General features: G+C 36.3%; 2 protein-coding genes and 1 pseudogene. 1 reads left to right on the plus strand and 2 read right to left on the minus strand.

The window, feature by feature from the left end:
* A pseudogene (locus ABZA26_RS13925) lies at window positions 1-458 on the minus strand (enoyl-[acyl-carrier-protein] reductase FabV); the annotation flags it as partial.
* A gap of 53 nt (window positions 459-511) precedes the next feature.
* The gene (locus ABZA26_RS13930; protein ID WP_372715097.1) at window positions 512-1,396 is read right to left on the minus strand and encodes a DUF2156 domain-containing protein; all 885 of its coding nucleotides are present in this window, start codon (window positions 1,394-1,396) and stop codon (window positions 512-514) included.
* Window positions 1,397-1,534: 138 nt separating this feature from the next.
* Here ABZA26_RS13930 and ABZA26_RS13935 point away from each other — a divergent pair.
* On the plus strand, window positions 1,535-1,949 hold a 415-nt coding region (locus ABZA26_RS13935; RefSeq protein ID WP_372715098.1), incomplete at its 3' end, for a type I phosphomannose isomerase catalytic subunit.

Raw genomic sequence — 1,949 nt, forward strand, 5'->3', positions numbered from 1 at the left:
ACTTCATTGGTATCAGGATCAGTTCTCATACCTGAAGCCAGGGAATATACGAGAAGATCGATCTTCCCTCCGAACTCCTCTTTTATATATTTTATTACATTTTTTTTCATATCATGTGAAAAAGCATCTCCCAGGATATTTTTTGCAATGAGTCCTTTTTTTTCAGCTTCCTCTCTGAACCAGATGTTGCTGTACCATCCGGCACTTCCCACTTTTCTGGCGGAACCCTCTCTTTCAAAAGAAACCCCTATAGTATCAGCTTTGGAACCTCCGAAAGCAAGAGATATCCTTGTAGCAAGACCATATCCAGATGAGGCACCGATTATCAGGACTTTTTTGGCACCACTGTATTTTTTGGCACCCTCTATATATTTTATCTGATTTAGGACTTCCTCTTTACAACCTGTAGGATGACAATTAAGTGCGAGACTTCCTTTGATTTTAGGCGTTATAACCATTTTTTTTGACCCTCCGATTTTAGAATTTCCTTGTCATTCTAACATTATTTGGATTATTTTTCAATTTTGAGATGTTTTTCACCTGAAATTATATATTTTTTTAAAAGCATCACAGGGTTGTAGGATACTTTGGATTTTTTTATTCCTTCTATACCCAGATCTTCTTCTCTGTTTACATACTCCAAATGTGAAAACTCTTCCTTGAGAAAAATTCTGTTCATCTCCTGGTATATTCCCTGATATTTAATATCTCCCTTTTCTATATGTATGAGACACGTGTTTGGAGTGATCTGCTCTCCTATGGAAAAAGCCGCTATTTCCCCGCCGACTCTGAGAATTCCGCCTTTCAGCTGAAGGGCATCATAATTTTCAAAAATTTCCTTTATCCCAAGGCTCTCCTTGTCTAATCCCTTGTAGATGCTGCACTCTCTGTCCTGGCACCATTTTTCCTCAAACTCCATCAGTTCTTTTATATTTTTACTGTGGATTTTCTCATAGGAGAAGTTGTAGATTTTTTCAAATCTGTTTACCTGGTTTTTTTTATTATGAAACTTTCTTCCCTTTAGCTCTACGAGCTTCTCTATATCATAAAGATAGTCAAATCTGTCTCTCTCCTCTTGAAATGAAAAGTAGTTTTCAAGAAGGATTCTTACTCCTTCAGGTACTGCACGTATAGTGGCATTACTTTTTATAAGCTCAGATATCTCTTTTTGTATTTTTCTGAAATCTCCGTGTCTTGGTAAGGGGATATAGAAAAATTTACTTTGCTCTTCACTTCCTTTTATATATAAAATATCATCTGTAATCCTGTATTTCAGATTCTTCCCCCTGCGCCATATAAAAAGATTTGTAAATGTAAGATCGCCTGTCTGAAACCTTCCCTGCAAAAATTCATTGAGTTTTTCCCTGTCTTCCAACTGGATATTTTTCCATTCCATACAACCACCCCTTGTTAATATAGATTAGAGATTAAGTAATGTTTCCTTTTTAACCTGTTATAAAATAAAAAGGATCTTGTATAGACAAGCTTTCGGAATTTAAGTATAATAGAAATAAATAAAAAAAGGAGGGATAAAATGTATCCATTGAAATTTAAAAAATGTTTTATCGAAAAAATATGGGGTGGAAGAGCTTTTGAAGATATTCTCCATATGGAGCTTCCTGCAGATAAAAAAATAGGAGAATCATGGGAAGTCAGCTCTCACAAAAATGGGATGTCCTATGTGGAAGAGGGATATTTAGAGGGTAAAAGTCTTCAGGAACTTATGGAGAGTTCTGGAGAGGAGCTTCTGGGAAAAGATGTCTATGAGAGGTTTGACGGGAAGTTTCCTGTTCTTATAAAATATCTAGATGTAAATGACAGACTCTCTGTACAGGTGCACCCCAGTGATGAGTATGCCCTGAGGGTAGAAAAAGAGTTTGGTAAATCTGAGGTCTGGTATATAATAGATGCAAGCCATGATGCTCAGCTTATAATGGGGCTGAAAGAGG

The organism is Ilyobacter sp. (assembly GCF_041583315.1).
GTDB lineage: Bacteria > Fusobacteriota > Fusobacteriia > Fusobacteriales > Fusobacteriaceae > Ilyobacter.